This window comes from Saccharopolyspora sp. NPDC045839, assembly GCF_056431645.1.
Genome location: NZ_JBWKKH010000017.1, coordinates 1 through 22,022, shown reverse-complemented (window position 1 = coordinate 22,022; position 22,022 = coordinate 1). Strand labels below are relative to the sequence as shown.

Below are 22,022 nucleotides of genomic sequence, written 5' to 3'. Positions count from 1 at the left end.
TCGGCCGGGGGTGGGCGTTGACGGTTTCCGGGCAGGACCCCGCGCGCATCCCGCTGCGCGTGGCGGACCGGTTCTTCCTGGCCGCGCACACCGGGGAACAGCGCCTTTCGCCCAGGATCGACGGCTCGCTGGTGGCGCTCGGCTGCGCGGGCGGGCTGCTGGCGGAGCTGATCCTCGAAGAGGAGGTCACGGTGACGCCCAGCGTCCGGCCCAGCGGCAAGGGCCGCTGCCCGGACTTCCTGTCCTGGGCGATCCTGCGGGAGATCCGCGAGGAATCCGGCCACGACGTGCGGACGTGGCTGGAGTACCTGAGCCAGACCGCCACCGAGAAGGTGCGCGCCCGGCTGACCATCACCGACGTGCTCCGGGAGGTGCCGGTGTCCGGCGGCTGGCGCGGCGGGTCGGCGGCGGCCTGGCGGCTCACCGACGACGGCGTGCGCAACCCGGAGGTGGACCTGGAAACGCTGTTCACCGGCGCCGAAACGGCCAGCGGCAGCGGCATGATCACCATCCCCGCCCGGCTCGCCGAGATCACCCTGGCGCTGCTGCTGCGGGAAACCGGCGTGCTGCGCCAGATCCGGCTCGCCAAGCACGTCACCAGGCAGGGCGAGTACCGGATGGAGTCCTGGGAGCCGCGCATCCCGGGCCCGCTGCGGACCCTGGTCAGCGAGGTGGGCGCCGCCCGCGGCCAGTCCGCGATCACCCCGAGGCACTGAGAGCGCAGAGGAGCGAGCGTTGCCACCGTCCAAAGTCTCCGCAGCCCTGGCCCGCGCCCGGCTGGGCGTGACGTCGATCGTGTTCTTCACCGTCGCTGCCGCGGCCCCGGAAACGGTGGTCGGAGGCGGTGCGGTCAGCGGGTTCGCGGTGTCCGGGGTGACCGGGATCCCGCTGGGCTACCTGGCGATCGCGCTGATCCTCGGACTGTTCGCGATCGGTTACGTGACGATGTCGCAGCACGTGGAGAACGCCGGCGCGTTCTACGCCTACGTGGCCAAGGGGCTCGGCCGGGTGGCAGGCACCGCGGCCGGGGGCCTCGCGCTCGTCTCCTACCTGATGATCCTGGCCAGCCTGCTCGGCGGTTTCGGCGTCGGCGCGGCCGACTTCGTGCAGCAGATCAGCGGCGTCGAGGTGTCGTGGTGGGTGCTCTCGGCCGCCGGCCTGGCGCTGATCGCGGTGCTCGGCGTGCTGCGCATCGACGTCAACGGGCGGGTGCTGGGCGTGCTGCTGCTCGCCGAGGTGGCGATCCTCCTGGTCTACGACGCGGCGTTCGTGTCCGAGCCGTCGGCCGCCGGCGTCGTGCTGGACACCCTCAACCCGGCCCAGCTGATGACCAGCGCGGCCGGGGTGATCCTGGTGATCGCCTTCACCGGGTTCATCGGGTTCGAGAACTCCACGGTGCTCGCCGAGGAGGCGAAGAACCCGCGCACGGTGATCTACGCGACCTACATCTCGCTGGTCGTCATCGGCGGCCTCTACTCGTTGTCGACCTGGGCCATGACGGTGGCCACCGGGCCGGACGCCATCGTCTCGCAGGCCGAGACCCATTCCACGGAACTGCTCTTCGTGCTCGCCGGGCAGCGGCTGCCGGGCGTGCTGGTGACCATCGGCTCGGCGCTGTACGTGACGAGCCTGTTCGCCGCGACGCTGTCGTTCCACCACGTCTGCGCCCGGTACTTCTTCGCGCTGGGCCGGGAAGGCGTCGGCCTGCGCTGGTGGGGGACGACCAGCTCCCGCACCTCGGCCCCGGCGGCGGGCTCGCTGACCACCACCGCGATCGTGGCCGTCGTGGTGGCGCTGGTCGCGGTCACCGGGGTGGACCCGATCACCTACCTGTTCTTCTGGGGTGCCTCGGTGGGCGCGCTCGGCGTCCTGACGCTGGTGCTGCTGACGTCGATCGCCGTCGTCGGCTACTTCATCCGCGAACGCGACCACGGGCACGGCCGGTGGCGGACCGCCATCGCGCCGGCGCTGGCCGCCGCGGTGCTCGCGGTGGTGCTGGTCCTGACGGTGACGTCGTTCGGCACCGTGCTCGGCGTGCCCGACGGCGACCCGGCCGCGTGGGCGCTGCCGCTGGGCTTCGTGGTCGTGCTGGCGCTCGGCGCGGGCTGGGGCGCGGCGCTGAAGCGGTTCCGGCCGGAGGCCTACGCGCGGATCGGGATGGGCGCCCGCGCCACCACCTTCCAGGCCGACGCGGAGCCCGCTGATGTCCACTGAGGACGTCCGGGTGCGCACGCTGCTGCGGGCCTTCGCCGACGACGCGTTCGCCCGGTGGCTGCTGCCGGACCTGGAGCACCGGCACCACGTGTACCGCGAGTGGTTCGTCATGGTCCTCGCGCAGGCCGGCGCGCTCGGGCGGGTGATCAGCGGCGCGGACGGCCTGGCGGTGCAGGTCTGGCTCGCGGCGCGCACCGGGCCGCCGAGCATGCTCGACGACGCGGGCTCCCAGCGCCTGCTCGACCTGGCCGGGGACCGGGCGCACCGGTTCCGGGAGTTCGGCGCCCTGAGCGCGGAACGGCACCCGCGCGACCCCCACGAGTACCTGGCCCTGATCGGCGTCGACCCGGCGGTGCAGGGCACCGGCGTCGGAAGCCGGGAACTCAGCGGCGCCCTCCGCCGGTGGGACGCCGAGGGGATGCCGTCGTACCTGGAGGCCAGCAGCGCGCGGAGCCGGAACCTCTACCTGCGCCTGGGCTTCCAGGACCACGGCGACCCGATCGCCCTCCCCGGCGGCCCCAGCCTCTACCCGATGTGGCGCCCCGCGCGCTGACGCTCCCGATCAGGACCGCCCCGCGGCGCGCTTCGTGTCCACAGTGGCCGACTGGCGTGGTCGGCGATTTCGGCGGAAACCGGAGTGCCGATTCCCACGGAAACCGCCGCGCCTCAGGTCTCCGCGCCGACGTAGTCGAATTCCCAGGTGCCGTCCGGTCGCCTCCTGCCGCGCTCGTAGATCAGCAGCGGCGGCACGGCCTGGGAATTGCGGGCCCGCGCGGGGAACGTGATGCGCGGTACCGGTTTGCCCGACACGTCCGCGGAAACGGCGACCTCGTGGCCGTCCTCCGGCCCACCGCGCAGCCGGACCCGGATCTCTGCCACGCGAAGCTCCCTTCTTCGGACCAGCAATGCCGTGACCGGCGCCTCATCGGCGGCGACACCGCTTCGACCAGGAAGCCCGGAACAAGGTTCCTGCTGTCACTGGATCGTGTGGCCGGAGGGGAAGCCGTCAGATCATCTCGGTGATGTTGGGATCGACGTCGAGGAGCGCGCGGCCGAACAGCTCCGCGTTGCTGGCCGGGTGTGCGAGCGCGTGCCGGGCGGCGGTCTGGACGTCGCGCAGGATGGCGTGCAGCGGGTCCGATTCGGACAGCGCCGACGCGCCGTAGGCGGAGACGAGCCCGTCGACGGCTTCGCGGCACTGCTGGATCGCGTGGCTGGAATGCTGCCGCAGCCGGGCGCGCTCCAGGTAGCCCGGGTGGGTCCCGGACAGCGCGTGGCCGTCGACCACCGCCGCCGACCGGTCCGCGATCAACCGGGCGACGTCGATCTTCGTCGACGCCTCCGCCACGGCCAGCTGGAACGCGGTCGAATCGCGCTGCCGCTGGTAGCTGGTGAACGCGATGCCCTTGCGGCCGGCCTGCGACAGCACGTGCTCCAGCGCCCCCTCGGCCATGCCGAGCAGCGGGGCGATCAGGAACGTCGCCAGCGTCGGGACCACGGCGGTGCGGTAGCGCGGGGAATCGTTGCGGCGGCGCGTGAACACGCCCCGCGTCGCCGGACCCCGGCGCAGCAGCCGGTGGTCGGGGACGAACACGTTCTCGCCGATCAGCAGGTTGCTGCCGGTGCCGCGCATGCCGAGGGTGAACCAGGTGTCCTTGACACGCAGCTCGCTCATCGGGACCAGCCCGAACGCGGCGTCCGCCGGCTCGTCGCCGTGCGCAGGCAACGACATGCCGAGCATGGCCCAGCCGGAGTGCAGGCAGCCGGAGGCCGGCGCCCAGCTGCCGCTGACCTGCCAGCCTCCGTCGACGCGCTCGGCGGAGGCCTTCGGAGTGAGCACCTGGCACACCTTGGTGTCCGGGGCGCCGAAGACCTCTTCCTGCGCCTGGTCGGGGAAGAGGCCGGTCAGCCAGTCGCCGCAGCCGAGGATCAGCACCAGCCAGCCCGCGGCGGCGTCGCCCCGGGTGACCTCGGCGGTGGCGTCCATGATGGTGCGCAGGTCGGTTTCCAGTCCGCCGAACCGGCGCGGCACCCACGCGCGGAACAAGCCCGCCTCGTCGAGCGCGGCGATCGACTCGTCGGCGAGCCGCCGTTCCTGCTCGCCTTCGGCCCGATGCTGTTCCAGCAGCGGCCGAAGCGCCGCCGCCCGCTCGACGAGATCCGCCCGCGCACCGGTCCCCATGGTCGACCTCCAAATCGCACTGATCGACGATCAGTGTGCACCGGCCGTCACCCGGTCGTGCGGCCGGTCCGGGCGGCGATCTCGACCCGGGGTGACCAGGACGTGGAGAGTCCGGGGGCCGTGCACGCCCTCGACGGTCCCCGTCTCGGCGATGCCCACCACGGCCGTGGTGGGCACGGCGTCGATGCGCTCCAGGACTGCCGTGTCGATGTCCGATTCGTCGTCCACTTGCCCGAACTCCGAGGTCAGCACGTCATACCACTGTTGTGGTACCCCAGTTGGGGCGAACACTCGGCGGGCACCTGCGGCGCGCGCGGCGGCCACGCCCGCGGCGGGCAGCCCGCCCGGCTCGACCCGCTCCACCGTCGCCCGGTAGTCCGCGACCCGCGCTTCAGCGCGAAACCGCGCGGGACTGCGGGGCGACCGCGAGGTCGGCGCTGATCCGCGCCGCCGTTGCCTGCAGCGGCGGCAGGAGGTTCTCGCGGGCTTCTTCCGGGCTGGTGCGGGAGGCGTGCGAGGAGATGTTCACCGCCGCCACCACCTTGTTCGCCCGGTCCCGGATCGGCGCCGCGATCGAGCGCAGGCCCGCTTCGAGCTCCTGGTCGACCAGCGCCCAGCCCTGCTCGCGGATGCGGGCCAGCTCCTCCTCGAACGCCGCCGGGGTCGTGATCGTGTGCGGGCCCAGCGGCTCCAGGTCCACTTCGGACAGATAGGCGTCCAGGTCGGCGGGTCCGAGGTGAGCGAGCAGCACCCGGCCCATCGAGGTCGCGTAGGCGGGGAACCGGGTGCCGATGTTGATCGACACCGTCATGATCCGCGAGGTGGGGACGCGGGCGACGTAGACGATGTCCGGGCCGTCGAGCACCGACACCGACGCCGACTCGTGCACCTCGGCGACCAGCCGCTCCAGGTGCGGCTGGGCGATCTCCGGCAGCGACACGCTGGACAGGTAGGCGAAGCCCAGCTCCAGCACGCGCGGGGTGAGCGCGAAGACCCGGCCGTCGGTCCACACGTAACCGAGGTGCACCAAGGTGTGCAGGAACCGGCGGGCCGCCGCGCGCGACAGGTCGGTCGCGCGGGCGACCTCCGACAGCGTCATCTCCGGGCTGGACTCGTTGAACGCGCGGATCACCAGGAGCCCGCGCGCCAGCGACTGGACGTAACCGCCGCTCGTGTCGGACACGGGTTCCATGGCGTTTCTCCAGCTTCAGTCGGACTGCTCGTCGCCGAGGATCGTATTGGCGATCGCGAAGGCGCTGTTCGCGCGGGGCACCCCGGCGTAGATCGCGACGTGCATGAGCACCTCGCGGATGTGCTCCGGCGGGACGCCGTTGCGGCGGGCGGCCTTCACGTGCATCGCGAACTCGTCCTCGCAGCCCACCGCCGCCAGGATCGCCAGCGTCAGCATGCTGCGGGTCTGCCGGTCGACGCCGTCGCCGCTCCACAGCTCGCCCCACGCGTAGCGGGTGATGAAGTCCTGGAAGCCCTCGGTGAACGGGGTGATCTTGGTGTTCGCGCGGTCCACGTGCTCGTCGCCGAGGACCTGCCGGCGCACCTGCATCCCCTGGTCGCGCCGGGTTTCGTCGTCGAGGCGGTCGGGCATCACAGGCTCCTCGTGAAGTGTTCCAGCAGCAGCCGGTTGACGGTCTCGGGCTGTTCGGCGTTGGCGAGGTGCGCCGCCGGGGAAAGCACCTCCAGGCGGGCGCCCGCGACGGCCGCGGCGATCTGCTCCGCGTGCTCCGGGGGAGTGGCCGCGTCCTCGGCGCCCGCGATCACCAGCGTCGGCGCGGTGATCTCGCCCAGCTTCGGCAGCAGGTCCATGCCGGCGATCGCCTCGCAGCAGCCCGCGTAGCCCTCGTCGTCGGCCGCGGCGAGCATGCCGCCGAACTTCTCGACGATTTCCGCCCGCTCGGCCAGGGCCGGGGTGAACCACCTCGGCAGCGACGGCTCGACCATCACCTGCGTGCCCTTCTCCCGCACCAGCGCCGCACGGTCCCGCCACATCGACGCGGGGCCCAGGTCGGCGGAGGTGCAGATCAGCGCGAGCCGGTCGATGCGCTCCGGCGCGTGCTCGGCCAGCCACATGCCGGTCATGCCGCCTAGCGAGACCCCGGCGAAGTGGGCCCGGCGGATGCCGAGGGTGTCCAGCAGCGCGAGCACGTCGCCGCCGAGCTGCTTGAGCGCGTACGGCCCGGGCTTGCCCGCGGTACCGCCGTGGCCGCGCTGGTCGTAGCGCAGCACCTGGAACTCCCGCGCCAGCGCGGGAACCTGCTCGTCCCACAGCGTCAGGTCGGTGCCCAGCGAGTTGGACAGCACGACGACCGGCGCGCCGTCGGGTCCGGTCAGCTCGTAGTTCACGTTCACGGGTTCTCCAATTCGGCGTGTGCGGCCAGGGCGCGGTCGATGAAGGCGGGGGCGGAACCGAGGTAGTCGGCCGGTTCGGTGGCGGCGACGACCTCGGCCTCCGAAAGCACCGTCCGCACCTGCGGATCGGCCAGCAGTTGCGCGCGCAGCGTCGTGCCCTCCTGCACCGCGTGGCGGCACAGCCGGGCGACGAGGGCCTGCGCCTCGGTGCGGCCGAGGCCGGCCATCAGCGGCCCGGTCGCGCTTTCGGCCATCACCAGACCGCCGGTGAGGGCGAGGTTGGTGGCCATCTTCTCGGGGTGCACCTGCAGTTCCGCCAGCAGCCGCCGGGACTGCGCGGCCGCCGCGGCGACCAGGCGCAGCAGTTCGGTCAGCGGCTCCCACTCGGACTGCCAGGCCCCGGCGGCGCGCTCGTACTCCTGCGGCATCGCCGACAGCAGGGTCGCCACCAGGGCGGGCACCCGCCGGGTCGCGGCGGTGATCAGCACCGCCGACACCGGATTCTGCTTGTGCGGCATGGCGGAGGAACCGCCCGCCTTGCCCTCGGCGAGCTCGCCGACCTCGGTCTGCGCGTGCAGCTCGACGTCCAGGGCGATCTTGCCGAGCACCCCGGCCGCGGTGCCCAGCGCCCCGGCCAGTTCGGCGACCCGGGTCCGGTCGGTGTGCCAGGGCACGACGGGTTCGGCCAACCGGAGTTCGGTGGCGAGCAGGCCGATGACCCGGACGCCGTCGGCGCCGAGCGAGGCGAGCGTGCCCGCGGCGCCGCCGAGCTGGACGGCCAGCCGTTCGTCCCGGATGCGGCTGAGCGCGGCGATGGCTTCGTCGAGCGCGGTGAGCCAGCCGGCGCAGCGGCAGCCGAACGTCGTCGGCAACGCCTGTTGCAGCAGCGAGCGGGCGATCATCACGGTGTGCCGGTGCCGTTCGGCGAGCGTCGCGCATTCCGCCGCCACGGCGCGCAGATCCGCGATGATCAGGTCCAGGACGTCGCGCGCCACCAGCATGGCGGCGGTGTCGATCACGTCCTGGCTGGTCGCCCCGCGGTGCACGTGGGGCTTCGCCTCGGCGCTCACCAGCGCGCTCAGGTCGCGCACCAGCGCGATCACCGGCGTCGCCGACGACACCGCGCGCTCGGCGATCGAGCCGACGTCGAACAGCTCGGCCCGGCAGTGCCGGGCGATCTCCTGGGCGGCCGGGACCGGGATGACCCCGGCCTCGGCCTGCGCCGAAGCCAACGCCGCCTCGAAGCGCAGCATCGCCTGCAACCAGGCGGAACCGCTGGTCCGCTCGGCCGCTGCGGGCGTGCCGAACATCGGCCCGAACAGGTCGTCAGACCGCGAAGAAGACTGTTTCGCCATCGCCCTGGATCCGGATGTCGAAGCGGTAGCCGCGGTCATCGGCCGCCGCGACCAGCGTGCCGCGGCGCGCCGGGTCCACTGTAGACAGCACCGGGTCGGCCGCGTTGGCCTGCTCCTCGTCCGGGAAGTAGACGCGGGTGACCACCCGGTTGAGCATGCCGCGGGCCAGCACGGTGACGTCGAGGTGCGGCGCCTCGGTCCCGCCGTCCGGCGTGGGCAGCGGGCCCGGCTTCACGGTGCGGAACCAGAACCCGCCGTCGGCGTCGGTCGGGCACCGGCCGAAGCCCTGCCACGACGAGGACTCCGGGCGAGGGTCGTCGGGGTGGTCGAACCGGCCGTGCTCGTCGGCCTGCCAGATCTCGACCACGCCGTCCGGGATGGGATCGCCGTTGCCGTCGGTGAGCCGCCCGTGCAGCACGAACGCGCCCGGGTGCTCGGCGGCGACGACCTCCTGGCCGCCGTCCCAGAGGATGCCGCCGGGCAGGGCGTAGAACGGGCCGACCGTCTGCGACGGCGTGGTGGCCGGGGGCTTGGGGGCAGCCATCAGTCGTCGTCCTCCTCTTCCTCGTCCTCGAACACCGAGCCCTCCGGGCCGCGCAGCACGATGTCGAACTTGTAGCTCAGCGCCCACTCCGGCACGGTCGTGTCGAGGTCGAAGCGGGAGATCATCCGCTCCCGGGCCTGCTCGTCGCGCACCGAGTTGAAGATCGGGTCCTGGTGGAACAGCGGATCGCCGGGAAAGTACATCTGGGTGATCAGCCGCTGCGTGAACGCCTGCCCGAACAGCGAGAAGTGGATGTGCGCCGGGCGCCACGCGTTGTCGTGGTTGCGCCACGGGTAGGCGCCGGGCTTGATGGTGATGAACTCGTAGTTGCCGTCGGCGTCGGTCATGCACCGGCCGGTGCCGGAGAAGTTCGGGTCCAGCGGCGCCGGGTGCCGGTCGCCCTGGTGCCGGTAGCGGCCGGCGGAGTTGGCCTGCCAGATCTCCACCAGGGTGTTCGGCACGGCTTTGCCGCCGGAGTCCAGCACGCGGCCGCTGACGATGATGCGTTCGCCGAGAGGCTCGCCGTCGTGCTGCACGGTCAGGTCGTGGTCGCGCTCGCCGCAGCGGTCCTGCCCGAGCAGCGGCCCGGTGATCTCGGTGAGGTACTGGGGCAGGTACTGCAGCGGCTGCTTCGGGTAGCGCAGCGCGGACGAGCGGTACTCGGGGGTGTTCAGCGCCGGGTGGGACTGGTCGTCGCTGCCGTACTCCGGCAGGATCAGCCCGGCCGGCGACCGGGTCTCGTGGGGTGTCATCGCAGCTCCTCTTGCGTCCAAGCTGTCAGGCGGGCCGGACGACTGCCAGTCCCGAGCAGTGCACGTCGGTCATTTCGCGCCGCCGATCGTCGCCTTGAGCTCCCGCAGCACCGTCAGCTCGGTCTCGGTCGGCGCCTGCAGCACGGTCGGCTCGTCGACGACCTTCAGCTGCCAGCCCACCGCTTCCCGGGCCTGCTCGACCGTCGCGCCGGGGCTGAGCTGGGTGAGGGTGAGCTCGCAGGTCTCCGGGTCCGGCTCCAGCACGCCCAGGTCGGTGATCACCTTCACCGGGCCGCGGCCGCGCAGACCGAGCTCCTCCCGGTCGCCCTTGCCGGTGCCGTAGCCGACGGAGGTGACGAAGTCGACCTTCTCCACGAAGCTGCGCGGGCTCATCCGCATCACGATGAGCACCTCGCGGCAGGACGCGGCGATCTCGGGCGCGCCACCGGCGCCGGGCAGCCGGACCTTCGGGTTGGCGTAGTCGCCGCCGATCACGGTGGTGTTGATGTTGCCGAAGCGGTCCACCTGCGCGCCGCCGAGGAAGCCGATGTCGATGCGGCCGGGCTGCAGCCAGTAGTTGAAGATCTCCGGCACGCCGATCACGGAGTCGGCGGTGTCGGCCAGCACGCCGTCGCCGATGGACAGCGGCAGCCGGTCGGGCTTGGCGCCGAGCGTGCCCGACTCGTAGATCAGCACCAGGTTCGGGGCGTGCGTGCGGCGCGCCAGGTTCGCGGCGGTGCTGGGGAGGCCGATGCCGACAAAGCACGCCGCGCCGTCGCGCAGGGAGCGGGCGGCGCCGACGGTCATCATCTCGTCGGAGGTGAATTCGGCGGAGCTCATCGGGCACTCCTCTCGGTGCTGAGGACCTCGGTCTCCAGCCAGTTCTCGAACTTCTCGCGGTCCCGGCCGATGGGGTCCCACTGCTGGTAGTAGGCGTTGTCGCGCTCGTAGTAGCCCTGTGCGTAGGACGGGGCGGCGCCGCCGGGCACCTCCGCGACGGCGGTGACCACCCACTGCGGCAGCACCACGGCGCCGGGGCGCGGGGTCAGCTCGTCGACGATCTCCTCGACGGTGACCAGGGAGCGCTTCGAGGCCAGCACGGTCTCCTTCTGCACCCCGGTGATGCCCCACATCTGCACGTTGCCGGCCCGGTCGGCCTGCTGCGCGTGGATGATGCCGACGTCCGGGTTGATCGCCGGGACGGCGGCCAGCCGCTCGCCGGTGAAGGGGCACTCGATCATCTTGATGGTGTCGGTCTGCGCCGGCAGATCGGTGCCCGCGTAGCCGCGCAGCACGGCGAAGGGCAGCCCGGAGGCGCCGGCGGCGTAGCGGTTGGCCATGCCGGCGTGGCTGTGCTCCTCGATCTCCAGCGGCACCGGCCAGGAGTTCTGGATGGCGTCGCGGAAGCGGTGCAGCGATCCGACGCCGGGATTGCCGCCCCAGGAGAAGATCAGCTTCCGCGCGCAGCCCGCCCCGATCAGCTGGTCGTAGACGATGTCGGGCGTCATCCGGACCAGCGTCAGGTCCTTGCGGCGCTGCCGGATGATCTCGTGCCCGGCCGCGACCGGGATCAGGTGGGTGAAGCCCTCCAGGGCCACCGTGTCGCCGTCGTGGACCAGCTCCGCGATGGCCTCGTCGAGCTGCAGGATGCGAGCCACCCCGACCACTCCTCGCTGTGCGCATAGTGAACGTCTGTGCTTTCTGCGAACACTGCGGCAGCGCGCAGAATCAGGTCAAGGGAAGCGCGTGCGGTTTAGCCAGCTCCGGGGCCGTTCGCGGGCATGTGGGGACCGGGCATCGACGAGGGTTCAGCCGACCGGTCGTTCCGGGGCTGCGCGTGCCGCCAGGGCGGCCTGAGGTGGTTGTGCCAGCGCGGTCGCGTCAGAGGTAGCCGGTCTCCGGCAGATCGTCGCCGGGCAGGGCGAAGACGCCGACCGCTGCTTCGGCGGCGGCGGTCGCCTGGAGGTAGCCGGTCTCGCCCCAGGAGAGGAGGTCGCCGGCCTTGCCCGGGTGGACCAGCAGCCGCCGGTAGGTCCGGCCGCTGTCGGGGTCCGGCTCCGGCGGGTGCACGGTGGTGATCAGCGCGGCCATCCGCACCTGGGCGTACGGCGAGATGCCGTCGTCCACGCACTGGTACCCGAGGTAGTGCGGCTCGCCGATGCCGACGGTGACCTCTTCCATGGTCTCCCGCCGCAGGATGTCGACGTACTCGACCTCGCCGGGCTCCGGGCGGCCACCGGGCAGCGAGTGCTTGCTGCCGTCGAGGCGGATGAGCAACCGGCCGTCCGGGACGAAGAGGAACCCGTACACCTGCCGCACCGGCAGGCCCTCGGGCACGGCGCTGGTGTGCCAGGTGAACTTGGGCATCGCTGCGGGTCCCTTCCACGAAGCCGGAAAAAGATCACCCTAGCCGAGGCGCCCCCGGAAACCCCCGATCGCCGCGCCCCGAACCTCGACACCGCAGGAGCCATGCTCCCCGCTCCACCCGTTACCGAACGGCGCCTCGTGCTGCCTCGGTGGCCTTGTGCAGTGAATCCACGAGCAGGTCGCGGTACTTCCCGGCCGTTGCCGGGTCGTCGCCGGTGATCGCATCGTCGATCGCCGACAGCGGCTGGACCGCGTAACCCGTGTACAGGCCCGGCGCGTAGACCATGTGCTTGTACCAGTCCCGGCCGGGCAGGCCTTCCTGCTGGGTCAACGCGCGTTCCTGGGCGATCAGCGCGTCGTTGATGGCGTCGGCGCGCTCGCCGCGAGCGCCGTGCGCTTCGCTCTCCAGCCGTTTGGCCGCCGCGTGCCATTCCCGCGCCGCGGCGTAGGCGGGGGAGAGGTCGACGACCTGGCCGTCGGCCTGCTTCTCGTCCAAGTCCCGCAGATGGCCCTCGACCGCTGTCGCGTAGTCGGAGTAGAGCATCGGCGCGATGTCCGAACCGGCCATGCGCAACGCGAAAGTGCCCGCGTACGCGGCGGACGCCTCGTGGTACCGGTAACCGGGGTCGAGGAACTCGCGCATCATGCGCAGATCGTCGTAGGCGCTGTGGTACTCGCCGCTCGGCGTCGACGTGCCGAACTCGGCGGAGGCGATGCCGAGGTGGTCCAGGAACGGCGTGTAGTCCGAGCCGCTGCCCAGCCGGTCCGGCACCGGGTCCTGCTCGCCCGAAGCCTGCTGCCAGTTCCGGTACAGCGTGCCGTGCTCGGGATCGCGGACGTCCTTGGCGATGTCGGCCAGCACGGCGTCGAGCGCGGGGACCGAGCCTGCGGAGAAGTTCTTGCCGCCGCCCGCGCCGTCCATGTTCAGGTACACCAGGGCGTTCTCCAGCAGGTCGGCGCGGTGCTGTTCGACCCATTCGGTCGCGCCCAGCAGCCCGTACTCCTCGCCGTCCCAGCCGGCCAGCACGATGGTCCGCTCCGGTTGCCAGCCGCGGTCGCGCAGTTCGGCCAGCGCCCGCGCCGCTTCCATCAGCGTCGTCCACCCCGACACGTCGTCCTTGGTGCCGTAGGTCCAGGAGTCGTAGTGCGCCCCCAGGACCACCTTCTGCTCCGGGTGCTTCGAGCCGGGGATCTCGACGATCACGTCGTTGACCGGGATCTGCCGGTAGTCGATGTCCAGGTCGAGGTCGACCCGGGTCGGCCCGGGGCCCACCCGGTAGGTCAGGTCCAGGCCGCCCTGCCATTCCGCCGGTGCCGCCGGGCCTTGCAGCGCGGCCAGCAGGTGCTGGGCCTGGCCGTAGGAGATCGGCGTGGTCGGCACGCTCGTCATGTTCTCCGCGTCCGACGGATCGAGACGCGGTGTGTCTTGTGTGGACGGTCGTCCCGGCGTGAGCGGGTCACCCGGGTACGGAAGATGTACTGCACGCTGCCGCGCTGGATGCCGTCGGCGTTGCGCCACGGCCCGTCCGGGTAGACCTCGCCCCGGGTGAAGCCGTCGTCCGCGGGGTCGGAGTACAGGATCACGCCCGCGGCGCCGTGCTCTTCGGCGACCTTCGACTTCACCCCGCGGAAGCTCTGCCCGTAGCGGGCCAGCACGATCTTGCCCCGGACGTCGACGCCCATCTCGGCGAGCCGCGCGTAGTCGTCCGGCAGGCCGTAGTTGACGTAGACGACGTCCGAGGTGGCTTGCCCGGCCGGCGAATAGGCGTTGTAGCCGACGACCACGTCCTCGAAGTTCTCGTGCCACGGGTAGGGAGGTTCCTTCACCTCCAGCTCCCGCCGCTGCGGGCCGGTCATGGTCACCGCGATGTGCCGCGGCACCGAGGCGTAGACGCTGTAGCTCTCCAGCCTCGCGTTCAGGCCCCACCTGGTCAGCTCGTCCACCGAGTAGTTCGCCCTGCGCTCGGCGCCTTCCGTGCCGACCCGGCCGGGGTAGGTGGACATCGCTTCGCTCATCCGCGCCGCGCTGTCGGCATCGACCTCCCGCTGCAGCGCCCGCTCCCAGGACCGCAGGTCGCCGGGTCCGCCCTGCGCGGTCGCCGGCGAGGTCTGCGCGGTGAGCCCGGCCACGAGCGCCGTGGCCAACGCCGCCGAACCGAACAACCACCTGCGGGGCCGGAGCGGTGCGTGCTGGGACATCCGTCCTCCTGAATGCCGTGGCATGCAGCGAGCAAGATTCGGTTAGCAAGACGAAAGGTACAAAGGGCTATCCGGGCGCACAACGATCACCACTCGTTTGCCCGGGTTACTCCTCGGTCGGGCCACCGACGATGCCGAGTCGGGTGCACGTCGGGGCGTCCAGGTAGTCCAGGGCCAGGCGGCGGAAGACGTAGTCCGGGAAGGAGTGGGCGTAGCCGATGTCCGCATCGGACACCGGGCCGCGCGGCTCGAACTGCATGCCGGCGTACTTCGCCACGTAGGTCTCCAGCGGCACGCCGTGCTGCAGGCCCAGCGAGACGGCGGCGAAGAGGCTGTCCAGGAAGCCGCTGAGTGGGCTGCCCTGCTGCTCCACGCTCACCCAGACCTCGCCGAGCTTCCCGTCCGGGTAGGCGTTGGTGGTCAGGTGGCCCGTGACGCCGCCGATGTCGAACCGGAGGGTGTAGCCGCGGCGGCGGCGCGGCGGGTGCTGCCGGGCAGCGCTCTGATCCATCCGGATGACCCGGCGCCTGCGGCGCGCCGGGGCGTCGGTGCGGGCCATGCCAGGGGTCGCTCCTTCGTGGGGTCGTCCTATATGGACAATGCGGGACGGTACCGCAGCGCCGCACCACCGCCGCGCCCGGGCGGCCGCTTCACGCCCGGCGCCGTGCGCGCAGCGTCCCGTTCGACAGCACCACATCGGTGCCGAACGCGGCGCTGATCCGGGCCAGGGTGGCGCGGAGCCAGTCGGTGTCGGCGGCCGATGCGGGGTGCAGGCACATCTGCCTGGCCTGCATCGGGAGCATGCGCAGGTCGACGAGTTCGCCGCCCGCGTCCAGCGACGCGAAGAACAGCAGACGCAGATCGTCGCGGTACTGCTCGTAGCCCGGGATGCCCTCGTAGTCGTCGATGAAGTCGCCGCAGCCGTAGAGCACGAGCCGGTTGTGGTGGATCTCGATCGGCCGCGGGTGGTGCGAGGAATGCCCGTGCACCACGTGCACCCCGCCGTCGATCAGCCGGTGCGCGAAGCGGACCTGGTCGGCACCGACGCGGTACTGCCAGTTCGTGCCCCAGTGCAGCGAGACGACCACGACGTCGCCGGGCCGGGTCCGCTCGCGGATCTCGCCGGCGATCTCGGCGGCGCGCCGGTCGGAGAGGTCCGGCAGGAAGTTGACGCCCGACCGATTCGCGGTCGCCGCCCAGCTCGCCGGGATACCGCTGCACGCGGCGCCGTAGCCGAAGACCACGACCCGGCCGCGCGGCGTGCCGATCACCGCCGGCCGGCGGGCCTCCGCCGCGTCGTGCCCGGCGCCCACCCAGCGCAGGCCCGCCCCGGACAACGCGTCGAGCGTGTCGTCGAGCCCCCGGCGGCCGAAGTCCAGCACGTGGTTGTTGGCGAGGCTGCAGACGTCCGGATGCCCGGCGGTCAGGCAGCCCACGTTCGCCGGGTTCATCCGGTAGTGCACGCCCTTGCCCGGGGCGAACTCGCCGCTGCAGGTGATGCTGGATTCCAGGTTGATCACCCGCACGTCGGGCGCGGCGACGTCGAGAGCGTGCAGTGCGCCGCCCCATGGCCAGGCGAAGCCGACGGGCTTCGTGATCGGGCCGTTGCGCGCCTCGGCCGCCGCGACGTAGCTGCGCGCGTCGTGCAGGTACGCCTCGTGCAGGCCCGGATCGCCGGGGTGCGGCAGGATCTGGTCGACGCCGCGACCTGGCATCACGTCGCCGCACAGGAAGAGCTGGATCGGGTCCATTCCGCTCACGGCGTCAGCACGATCCAGACCTGACCGGGCGCGGGCAGCAGCGGCTTGCCCGACGGGCCGGTGTAGGTGGCCGCGACATCGGGGGCGGGCCGGGACCAGGTGCCCTCGAACGATCGCCCGTCGCGGAGCACCGAGACCGCGCCGCTACCGATCGTTTCGGCGATCGGGGACGGGTTGCCCGCGGCGTCGCGGATCGCGGACTCGCGGACCTTGACCCGCTCGATCACCACCGTCGGCGGGCCGAGCCGCCCGCCGTCGACGGACACGAACGGCTCCCCGTCCATCGAGGCCAGCCACCGGTGCTCCTCGGCGGACCACTGGAAGCCGACGGTGGCGGAGGGGAAGGTGACCTCGTAGTGGTCCGTCGGCGTGCCGCCGCTGGGAGCCGGCCCGGCGACGATCCGGTTCTGGCCCGGCCAGGGCGCGCCGGGCGGCAGCTTCGCCGGGTCGAGGAACAGGTTGTGCGGGACGGTGCGCGACTCGTCGCGGGTGTAGGCGGCGGGCTGGTGCCCGTCGGAGGCGTCGGTCACCGGGGCCGCCGCGATGAGCGGTAGCAGTTCGGGAGCCGCACCGGAGTACGCGAGCGTCGGGTGGCCGAACTGGGGGAGCAGCTCGGCGTCGGTCTCCCGCGCGCTGCGCACCGGCCCGATCGTCGGCGGCTGGTGCGAGGCGAAGATCGCCAGCAGGCGGCTGTAACCGCCCTCGACCGGCTCGACGTAGATCACGTCGGCGGCACCGATGCCGACCGGCGGCCGGGCATCGGCCACGTTGTCGATCTTCACCGCGAGCACCGGCGGGCCCGGCGGCGGGATCCCGGCGGACGGCGGGGCGGTGCCGCTGGTGGCGGGCTGCTGTTCCGGCGGCGCAGGGGACCCGGCGCGCGGCGTCGAGAACAGGCCGCAGGCGGCCGTGCCGAACACCGCGAGCAGGATCAGCGCCGCTGCGAACAGCGTGCGCGTGCGCCCGCGTCGCATCGTTTCTCCCGGCAATCCCTCCGCGCTCCAGGCTACGCCCGCAGTGCGCCTGCCAGGGCACTAAAGCGGGTCAGCGCCAGGCGAAGACCGGTTGCTCCAGGTCGGCGACGCGGGTGTCCCGGCCGTGCAGCACCACCTCGCGGAACTGGTGCAGGACCGCCGCCGTGGGGGCGTGCACGAGGGTGTCCAGCAGCGGCAGCTGGATGACCGGCCGGTCGGACTCGGCGATGGCCACGAACCGGGGCGCGACGTCCAGCTCGGACAACGTCACCAGGTCCACCCGCGCGACCTCGTCCGGGTTCGGCGACAACTCGGGCGCGGAGCCGATCCACACCACGATCGGCGCGATGACGTAACCGGAGCGCGTCGCGTAGTCGTCGAGCCTCCCCAGCACGTCCTGCTCCGGCGCGGCCACGCCCAGTTCCTCGCGCAGTTCTCGCAGCGCGGCCTGCCGTGCGTCCTCGCCGGGATCGAGCCGCCCGCCCGGCAGCGCGAACTGGCCCGCGTGCGCGCGCAGCGTCGTGGCCCGGCGGGTCAGCCAGACGCCCAGCTCGCCGCCGTCGCTGGCCAGGGTGATCGCGACCGCCGCGGCCCGGCGGCCCTGCAGCGGGATTAGCCTGGTGCGGAACCGGGCCAGGCGGGCCGCGATCTGCCGGCGCGCGTCGTCCGGTCGCTGCGGGAGGGTGGCGAGTTCGTCGGCCATCGCGGTCCTTTCGATCGGGCGCCGGGGGACCGGTCAGCCGGGTGGCAGGCCGCGGCCCAGCAGGTCGAAGGCCTCGTCCAGGAAGTCGTGCAGGTCGGTGTCCGGGTCGGCCTCGTGCCAGGACTGGATCGAACTGCGCATCGCCGTGATCGAGGTGGCCGCCAGCAGCCGGACGTACCGGTCCGCGCGGTCCCGCCCGAGCCGCTGCGCGAGGCCGTCGGCGAGCGCGGCCTCCAGGGCGCGCGAGGCGAGCACGATCCGGCGCAGCGCCTCGGGGTGATCGCGCAGCAGCCGCGCCTGGTCTCGCCAGATGGGCGCGGCCATCGCGGCGTCGATGGCCGCGCCGAGCGCGACGTGCGCCACCTGCAGCGGCGAGCGCTCGGCGGGCTGGGCCAGGATTCGCCGCGCGGTGCTCGCGACGCTCTCCGGATCCCAGGGCACCAGCACTTCTTCCTTCGCGGTGAAGTAGTTGAAGAAGGTGCGCGGGGAGACCTCGGCGCGGGCGCAGATGTCCTCGACGGTGACCGCGTCCATGCCGCGGTCCAGGAACAGCCGGACGGCCGCCTGTTGCAGGGCCTGCCGGGTCGCCCGTTTCTTGCGCTCGCGCAGCCCGCACTCCTGCTCGGCACCCGCGCTGCTCGCGGCCGTCGTCCTGGCCATCGGGGGCGTCCGTTTCTCTCGTCGGGGCGGCCGTCTCAGCCTAGTGCCCGGTTTCCGGCATCTCCGGCAAATCGATGTTGCATCCGTGCATTTTTGCACAGACTGCAGAAATACGTTAGGGTCGCTAACCATCAATGGGTAGTTCTCGCCCTCGGCCGGGCGATCCGAACCAGTGCAGCGCCGCACCCCCGTCCCGTCGTGAGGAGGCTTCTTGACCGAGGCACAGCCGAGCTCACTGGTGCGCACCCTGGCATCGGCGCTGTGGTTCCCGATGTTCTTCATCGTCGGATTCATGGTGTGCTACCTACTGCCCTTCCACGCCCCGGCGCCGCACAACATGCCGGTGGCGGTGGTCGGCGACCAGGCGGCGCAGCACCTCGACGCAGCCTTCGCCCAGGCGATGCCCGGCGGCATCGACGTCACCGCGGTGCCCGACGAGCAGGGCGCGCGCGACGCGATCCTGCAGCGCCAGGTCGTCGCCGCCTACGACCCGGCCGACGGGCAGCTGTTCTACGCGAAGGCCAACGGCTCGGCGCTGATGATGGTGCTGCAGCAGGTGTTCACCCCGATCGCCACGGCCGCGGGCCACCACCTGGCGCTCGTCGACCTCGCCCCGCCCGCGCCCGGCGACGTCATGGGCACCGGCCTCTTCTACGTCCTGCTGGCGATGAACATCCCGCCCTACATCACGGTGATGATGCTGCTGCGCGCCGCGCTGACCACCCGGCAGAAACTGCTGGCGCTGGCCGGAGTCGGCGCGTTCGCCTCCGTGGTGTGCTACTTCGCCGCGCTGTCGATGGACGTGATCTACAACGAACCGGTCCTGATGCTGATCGGATTCCTGCTCACCCAGGCGGTCGCGTGGACCACGTTCGGGCTCGTGCCGTTCGTGAAGCAGTTCATCCCCGGCGTGGCCATGGGACTGTTCGTGCTGCTGAGCATGCCCTCCAGCAGCGGCGCCATCCCGAAGGAACTGGTGCCGGTGTTCTTCCAGTCGCTGCACCGGTTCCTGCCGCTCGGGCAGGCCGTGGACTCGATGCGCGGCGTCCTGTACTTCAACGGCGCGGGAGCCCTGCCCGCCGTCCTCGGCCTGGTCGCCTGGTGCGCGCTGGGCGTCCTGCTGGTGGTGTTCAACCAGCTTCGCATGAAGCGGAAGAAGGCCGCGGACCCGGAAGCGGTCACCACCGCGGGCACCTACGAGCACGAGGACGACAGCGAAGTCGTGGTGGACCCGGCGATCGAAGCGCCCCGGCCCAAGCACCACCACACCCTGACCGGCACCGTGCGGGCCGCCGGTGGCGAGCCGGTGCCCGGCGCCATCGTGACCGTCACCGACCCGACCGGCGGTCAGCTGGCGCACCTGGTGACCTCGAACTCGGGCGAGTACGAGGTGCACGACCTGCCCCGGCAGTACGTCACGGTGGTCGTCTCCGCGCCGGGCATGCGACCGGCGGTGGACCGGGTCGCGGTGCGGCCGGGACGCATCGCCGGCTACGACTTCGTCCTGGAACCGGAAGCCCGGCACCACCGGATGGCCGGTGCGCGCTGATCAGCCGCCGGCCGGCGGGTGGCGCACGATCAGGACCTCCCTGAGATCCGCCACCGCGCTGCCGTCGTCTCGGGTGACGACGGTTTCGCGGACCACGAACTCCAGTCGGCCGTTCTTCTTGGCGTAGACGTCGGCGATCACCGGGCGCAGCACCAGGGTGTCGCCGGCGTGGGCGATGGAGTGGTAGGTGAACGCCTGCTCGCCGTGCAGGACGTGGCGCAGGTCGACGCCGAGATCGGCTATGAAGCCGAAGGAGTCCGGCCCTTGCAGGGTTAGGCCGAACAGGAATGTCGGCGGCACCGGGAGATCTGGGTGGCCTGCTGCTCGGGCGGCCGATCGGTCGGTGTAGATCGGGTCCGTTTCACCTATCGACGCGGCGAACTGTTGGAGGCGGCCCGGTTCTATCTCTGCCTTGATCTCCGGGAGGGGCTTGCCGATCACCGTTGGATCGATCGCCATCTTTTTGGCGTCCTTTGCTGGGTGGGGGTGGTTGGGATCGTACGGGGTTTGGGGGTGGTTGGGGTTGGGGCTTTTAGAGGTTCGGTGTGTTTGGGGCCATCCCCGCGATGGGTGGATTGTTGGTGCTGCGTGCCGGAGGTCAAGCCCGGCCTGGCGGCCGCCCCTTCGGGGTTTCAGGCTTGACATCCGGCCCGCAGCCCCTGGGCGGCTTTGTATCGCGGGGATGGCCCGGGGTGGGCTGGCTCGTTGGGGGCTTGCGTTGCGGGGTGGCGGGTTTCGGGTTGGCCGGGGCTGGTGGGGGTTTGGTTTCGGGTGATCCGTCGCAGGGGTTGGGTTGCGTGGGGATGGCGCGATTTCGTGGGTACTCGGCCCTGGTCGCCGGGCATGGTGTGCGCGGCCGGTGGCGGTGCGGGGTTTGGTGGTGGATGCGGGTCGCCTTCGGCGTGTCGTGGCCGTTTCTCTTGGCGCGACTCGATTTTCGCCGTCTTTGGTGGGGTGTTTCACCTGATCAAGCGACCATAAAAACAGTGCGAACACGCGTTCGAGTGCAGGAGAATGGAGGTATGACACCGCTACTGAACACCCAGGACACGACAGTTGAGGCCATGCCTCCACAGTCGGCGGTGTCGTGCACCGATGCTGAACTCGCCACCCGCATTCAGAGGCTGGAGAAGGAGATGCGGGTGCTGCTGTGGGAACAGCTGCGGTGCATCGCTGAAGCCGACCATCGCGCCATCCACACCGACACCACCGCCCGGTCGCTGCAGGTCTGGTTGCAGGGGCTTCTCAATATCGACCCGCGTGACGCGAAAACCCGCGTCACAGTCGCCCGCAACGTCGAAGACCGGCAAACCTTCCACGGCGAGACGATGCCCCCGGACATGCCCGACACCGCCGCCGCCTTGTCTGAGGGCGCGATCGGGCTGGACCACGCGCGTGTCATCGTCAACGGAATCCGGCGTCTGCCCGAGTACGCCCGCTGCCACCAGGTCGCTGAGGTGGAATCAACGCTTGCGGGGTATGCGCGGACGATGCCGCCGAGGGAGTTGGAGAAACTTGCCGAACGCATCCGCTACCTCCTCGACCAGGACGGTGCGTTCCGCGATGAGGAAGCCCAGCACGACGCACGCGAGTTGCACTACGCGACCACCCGGGACGGCATGACCGTCATCAAAGCGAAACTGGACCGGGAGACCGGGGCGAAGTTCGCCGCGTTGATCGAGCCCCTCGCCGCACCCCACCCTGAGGTTGATGGGGAGAAGGATCCTCGCACTGCGGGGCAGCGGAACGCCGACGGCTTCGCCACGCTACTGGACTTGGCGTTGGACCACGACGGAATGCCCCGCACCGGTGGACAACGACCGCAGATGACGATCGCTATCGACTTCGAGGACTTGAAGCGGGGCTTGGAGGTCATCGGCGAGGACGGCATGCCCGGCACCCTCAACACCGAACGCGCCATCACCGCCCACAACGCACGCCGCATCGCCTGCGACGCCGAAATCCTGCCCATCATCCTCGACGGCGACAGCCTCCCACTGGACGTCGGCAGGACGAAACGCACCGCACCCACCCACATCCGCACCGCACTACTCCGCCGCGACGGCGCATGCGCCTTCCCAGGATGCGACCGACCGCCGGGAACACCCGAAGCACACCACGTCCAGCACTGGGTCGACGGCGGCGCCACCGACCTGGACAACATGGTCATGCTCTGCGCACACCATCACCGCACGCTTCACAACCAGAGGTGGGACATCGCCATGCGCGATGGGCGGCCCGAGTTCATCCCACCGCCCACAGTGGACCCCAGGCGAACACCCAGACCAGGTGGCAGAGGCACTGGGGACTGTAAGTTCTGCGGTGTAACTGTCCACAGTGGAGGATAGTGCACCATGAGTGATCAGAGCAAGGACGCGTCGCTGCAGGTCTCGCCGGTG

General features: G+C 71.5%; 25 protein-coding genes. 5 read left to right on the top strand and 20 right to left on the bottom strand.

The features are described 5' to 3' along the window. Nucleotides 1–17: 17 nt before the first annotated feature. From AC07EQ_RS23250 to AC07EQ_RS23240, 3 genes are read left to right on the top strand one after another with little or no spacing between them, the layout of a single operon-like run. Nucleotides 18–716, top strand: coding sequence for a GPP34 family phosphoprotein (locus AC07EQ_RS23250; protein WP_478390006.1), 699 nt, complete (start codon nt 18–20; stop codon nt 714–716). A 19-nt stretch (nt 717–735) separates the two neighbouring features. Then, the gene (locus AC07EQ_RS23245; RefSeq protein ID WP_478390005.1) at nt 736–2,214 is read left to right on the top strand and encodes an APC family permease; all 1,479 of its coding nucleotides are present in this window, start codon (nt 736–738) and stop codon (nt 2,212–2,214) included. Then, complete coding sequence (locus AC07EQ_RS23240) at nt 2,204–2,767, top strand: GNAT family N-acetyltransferase (RefSeq protein WP_478390004.1); 564 nt, start codon at nt 2,204–2,206, stop codon at nt 2,765–2,767. Before AC07EQ_RS23245 ends, AC07EQ_RS23240 begins: the two co-directional genes overlap by 11 nt. A 113-nt stretch (nt 2,768–2,880) precedes the next feature. Here AC07EQ_RS23240 and AC07EQ_RS23235 read toward each other — a convergent pair whose 3' ends face one another. The 19 genes from AC07EQ_RS23235 to AC07EQ_RS23145 form a co-directional block, all read right to left on the bottom strand. Continuing rightward, on the bottom strand, nt 2,881–3,093 hold the full coding sequence (locus AC07EQ_RS23235; RefSeq protein WP_132484184.1) for a hypothetical protein: 213 nt from the start codon (nt 3,091–3,093) through the stop codon (nt 2,881–2,883). Nucleotides 3,094–3,220: 127 nt separating this feature from the next. Further along, nucleotides 3,221–4,396 (bottom strand): acyl-CoA dehydrogenase family protein, encoded by a 1,176-nt coding sequence (locus AC07EQ_RS23230; RefSeq protein ID WP_478390003.1) that lies wholly within the window; start codon nt 4,394–4,396, stop codon nt 3,221–3,223. Between the two features lie 30 nt (nt 4,397–4,426). After that, nucleotides 4,427–4,759, bottom strand: a complete 333-nt coding sequence (locus AC07EQ_RS23225; RefSeq protein ID WP_478390002.1) for a hypothetical protein — start codon at nt 4,757–4,759, stop codon at nt 4,427–4,429. A 28-nt stretch (nt 4,760–4,787) separates the two neighbouring features. Next, the gene (locus AC07EQ_RS23220) at nt 4,788–5,588 is read right to left on the bottom strand and encodes an IclR family transcriptional regulator (RefSeq protein WP_478390001.1); all 801 of its coding nucleotides are present in this window, start codon (nt 5,586–5,588) and stop codon (nt 4,788–4,790) included. Nucleotides 5,589–5,603: 15 nt separating this feature from the next. Continuing rightward, on the bottom strand, nt 5,604–5,999 hold the full coding sequence (gene pcaC, locus AC07EQ_RS23215; protein ID WP_452614133.1) for a 4-carboxymuconolactone decarboxylase: 396 nt from the start codon (nt 5,997–5,999) through the stop codon (nt 5,604–5,606). Beyond that, nucleotides 5,999–6,760: a 3-oxoadipate enol-lactonase gene (gene pcaD, locus AC07EQ_RS23210; protein WP_478390000.1), complete on the bottom strand. Its 762-nt coding sequence runs from the start codon at nt 6,758–6,760 to the stop codon at nt 5,999–6,001. Before pcaD ends, pcaC begins: the two co-directional genes overlap by 1 nt. After that, entirely contained in the window at nt 6,757–8,115 is a 1,359-nt protein-coding gene (pcaB, locus tag AC07EQ_RS23205; RefSeq protein ID WP_478389999.1) for a 3-carboxy-cis,cis-muconate cycloisomerase, read from the bottom strand. The genes pcaD and pcaB overlap by 4 nt, the downstream gene beginning before the upstream one ends. After that, a complete protein-coding gene (gene pcaG / locus AC07EQ_RS23200; RefSeq protein WP_478389998.1) occupies nt 8,087–8,659 on the bottom strand; it encodes a protocatechuate 3,4-dioxygenase subunit alpha in 573 nt (190 codons plus the stop codon). The genes pcaB and pcaG overlap by 29 nt, the downstream gene beginning before the upstream one ends. After that, entirely contained in the window at nt 8,659–9,411 is a 753-nt protein-coding gene (gene pcaH / locus AC07EQ_RS23195; RefSeq protein WP_478389997.1) for a protocatechuate 3,4-dioxygenase subunit beta, read from the bottom strand. The genes pcaG and pcaH overlap by 1 nt, the downstream gene beginning before the upstream one ends. Before the next feature lie 69 nt (nt 9,412–9,480). Further along, a complete protein-coding gene (locus AC07EQ_RS23190) occupies nt 9,481–10,251 on the bottom strand; it encodes a CoA-transferase subunit beta (protein WP_452614138.1) in 771 nt (256 codons plus the stop codon). After that, nucleotides 10,248–11,069 carry a CoA transferase subunit A gene (locus tag AC07EQ_RS23185; RefSeq protein WP_478389996.1) on the bottom strand — a complete coding sequence of 274 codons (822 nt, stop codon included), beginning with the start codon at nt 11,067–11,069 and terminating at the stop codon, nt 10,248–10,250. Before AC07EQ_RS23185 ends, AC07EQ_RS23190 begins: the two co-directional genes overlap by 4 nt. Before the next feature lie 223 nt (nt 11,070–11,292). Continuing rightward, nucleotides 11,293–11,778 (bottom strand): NUDIX domain-containing protein, encoded by a 486-nt coding sequence (locus AC07EQ_RS23180; RefSeq protein ID WP_478389995.1) that lies wholly within the window; start codon nt 11,776–11,778, stop codon nt 11,293–11,295. Nucleotides 11,779–11,899: 121 nt separating this feature from the next. Then, nucleotides 11,900–13,168, bottom strand: coding sequence for a M28 family peptidase (locus AC07EQ_RS23175; protein WP_478389994.1), 1,269 nt, complete (start codon nt 13,166–13,168; stop codon nt 11,900–11,902). Continuing rightward, nucleotides 13,165–13,977: a PA domain-containing protein gene (locus AC07EQ_RS23170; RefSeq protein ID WP_478389993.1), complete on the bottom strand. Its 813-nt coding sequence runs from the start codon at nt 13,975–13,977 to the stop codon at nt 13,165–13,167. The genes AC07EQ_RS23175 and AC07EQ_RS23170 overlap by 4 nt, the downstream gene beginning before the upstream one ends. A gap of 106 nt (nt 13,978–14,083) precedes the next feature. Beyond that, nucleotides 14,084–14,536 carry a TSCPD domain-containing protein gene (locus AC07EQ_RS23165; RefSeq protein WP_132484160.1) on the bottom strand — a complete coding sequence of 151 codons (453 nt, stop codon included), beginning with the start codon at nt 14,534–14,536 and terminating at the stop codon, nt 14,084–14,086. A 91-nt stretch (nt 14,537–14,627) separates the two neighbouring features. After that, on the bottom strand, nt 14,628–15,728 hold the full coding sequence (locus tag AC07EQ_RS23160) for a CapA family protein (RefSeq protein ID WP_478390133.1): 1,101 nt from the start codon (nt 15,726–15,728) through the stop codon (nt 14,628–14,630). Between the two features lie 5 nt (nt 15,729–15,733). Beyond that, nucleotides 15,734–16,711 (bottom strand): DUF3048 domain-containing protein, encoded by a 978-nt coding sequence (locus tag AC07EQ_RS23155; RefSeq protein ID WP_478389992.1) that lies wholly within the window; start codon nt 16,709–16,711, stop codon nt 15,734–15,736. Between the two features lie 70 nt (nt 16,712–16,781). After that, nucleotides 16,782–17,414 (bottom strand): NUDIX hydrolase, encoded by a 633-nt coding sequence (locus AC07EQ_RS23150; RefSeq protein WP_478389991.1) that lies wholly within the window; start codon nt 17,412–17,414, stop codon nt 16,782–16,784. 33 nt (nt 17,415–17,447) lie between these two features. Continuing rightward, the gene (locus AC07EQ_RS23145; RefSeq protein WP_478389990.1) at nt 17,448–18,074 is read right to left on the bottom strand and encodes a TetR/AcrR family transcriptional regulator; all 627 of its coding nucleotides are present in this window, start codon (nt 18,072–18,074) and stop codon (nt 17,448–17,450) included. A 211-nt stretch (nt 18,075–18,285) separates the two neighbouring features. On the opposite strand from AC07EQ_RS23145, the gene AC07EQ_RS23140 reads away from it, so the two are divergent. After that, the gene (locus AC07EQ_RS23140; protein ID WP_478389989.1) at nt 18,286–19,623 is read left to right on the top strand and encodes a carboxypeptidase regulatory-like domain-containing protein; all 1,338 of its coding nucleotides are present in this window, start codon (nt 18,286–18,288) and stop codon (nt 19,621–19,623) included. Here AC07EQ_RS23140 and AC07EQ_RS23135 read toward each other — a convergent pair whose 3' ends face one another. Continuing rightward, complete coding sequence (locus tag AC07EQ_RS23135; protein ID WP_478389988.1) at nt 19,624–20,082, bottom strand: MaoC family dehydratase N-terminal domain-containing protein; 459 nt, start codon at nt 20,080–20,082, stop codon at nt 19,624–19,626. It abuts the gene before it with no gap. 527 nt (nt 20,083–20,609) lie between these two features. On the opposite strand from AC07EQ_RS23135, the gene AC07EQ_RS23130 reads away from it, so the two are divergent. Continuing rightward, the gene (locus tag AC07EQ_RS23130) at nt 20,610–21,971 is read left to right on the top strand and encodes an HNH endonuclease signature motif containing protein (protein ID WP_478389987.1); all 1,362 of its coding nucleotides are present in this window, start codon (nt 20,610–20,612) and stop codon (nt 21,969–21,971) included. The last annotated feature ends 51 nt before the right edge of the window (nt 21,972–22,022 follow it).

Bases quoted from the DNA above. Each gene is read 5' to 3' on its own strand.
- AC07EQ_RS23220 (WP_478390001.1), bottom strand. From the start codon at position 5,588: ATGGAACCCGTGTCCGACACGAGCGGCGGTTACGTCCAGTCGCTGGCG.
- AC07EQ_RS23175 (WP_478389994.1), bottom strand. From the start codon at position 13,168: ATGACGAGCGTGCCGACCACGCCGATCTCCTACGGCCAGGCCCAGCAC.
- AC07EQ_RS23155 (WP_478389992.1), bottom strand. From the start codon at position 16,711: ATGCGACGCGGGCGCACGCGCACGCTGTTCGCAGCGGCGCTGATCCTG.
- AC07EQ_RS23230 (WP_478390003.1), bottom strand. From the start codon at position 4,396: ATGGGGACCGGTGCGCGGGCGGATCTCGTCGAGCGGGCGGCGGCGCTT.
- AC07EQ_RS23165 (WP_132484160.1), bottom strand. From the start codon at position 14,536: ATGGCCCGCACCGACGCCCCGGCGCGCCGCAGGCGCCGGGTCATCCGG.
- pcaC (WP_452614133.1), bottom strand. From the start codon at position 5,999: ATGCCCGACCGCCTCGACGACGAAACCCGGCGCGACCAGGGGATGCAG.
- AC07EQ_RS23170 (WP_478389993.1), bottom strand. From the start codon at position 13,977: ATGTCCCAGCACGCACCGCTCCGGCCCCGCAGGTGGTTGTTCGGTTCG.
- pcaG (WP_478389998.1), bottom strand. From the start codon at position 8,659: ATGGCTGCCCCCAAGCCCCCGGCCACCACGCCGTCGCAGACGGTCGGC.
- pcaB (WP_478389999.1), bottom strand. From the start codon at position 8,115: ATGGCGAAACAGTCTTCTTCGCGGTCTGACGACCTGTTCGGGCCGATG.
- pcaH (WP_478389997.1), bottom strand. From the start codon at position 9,411: ATGACACCCCACGAGACCCGGTCGCCGGCCGGGCTGATCCTGCCGGAG.
- AC07EQ_RS23145 (WP_478389990.1), bottom strand. From the start codon at position 18,074: ATGGCCAGGACGACGGCCGCGAGCAGCGCGGGTGCCGAGCAGGAGTGC.
- AC07EQ_RS23135 (WP_478389988.1), bottom strand. From the start codon at position 20,082: ATGGCGATCGATCCAACGGTGATCGGCAAGCCCCTCCCGGAGATCAAG.
- AC07EQ_RS23150 (WP_478389991.1), bottom strand. From the start codon at position 17,414: ATGGCCGACGAACTCGCCACCCTCCCGCAGCGACCGGACGACGCGCGC.
- AC07EQ_RS23160 (WP_478390133.1), bottom strand. From the start codon at position 15,728: ATGGACCCGATCCAGCTCTTCCTGTGCGGCGACGTGATGCCAGGTCGC.
- AC07EQ_RS23180 (WP_478389995.1), bottom strand. From the start codon at position 11,778: ATGCCCAAGTTCACCTGGCACACCAGCGCCGTGCCCGAGGGCCTGCCG.
- AC07EQ_RS23240 (WP_478390004.1), top strand. From the start codon at position 2,204: ATGTCCACTGAGGACGTCCGGGTGCGCACGCTGCTGCGGGCCTTCGCC.
- AC07EQ_RS23190 (WP_452614138.1), bottom strand. From the start codon at position 10,251: ATGAGCTCCGCCGAATTCACCTCCGACGAGATGATGACCGTCGGCGCC.